We start from the raw sequence: 240 nt of genomic DNA, 5'->3' as shown, positions 1-240 counted from the left end.
TGCTTGTGCGTCGTTGGTGTCATTGATGATCATGCCGAACACGTCATCGCTTAAACGGGCAAGGGTGACTTTGTCGCTCTTCTTGGTTTCAAGAATCTGGGCTAAGTCTCGTAATACAAAGTCGGCGTCACCGATACCTAAATTCGCTTTGACACTGTGGAAGTGGTCAATCGCTAAATAGTAAACAGCAGCTTTACTGTCGTCGCTGAGGGCGCCTTCTTTGCTTTCATGAAGAGCATC

Annotated in this window: 1 protein-coding gene; it reads right to left on the bottom strand. The window is 47.5% G+C overall.

From position 1 onward, the window contains the following. On the bottom strand, positions 1 to 240 hold a 240-nt coding region (locus A3762_RS06615), incomplete at both ends, for a diguanylate cyclase domain-containing protein (protein ID WP_156493299.1).

Source organism: Oleiphilus sp. HI0125, from assembly GCF_001635355.1.
Note: the sequence above shows the minus strand (reverse complement) of the source record. Positions and strands in the feature narration are given on the sequence as shown.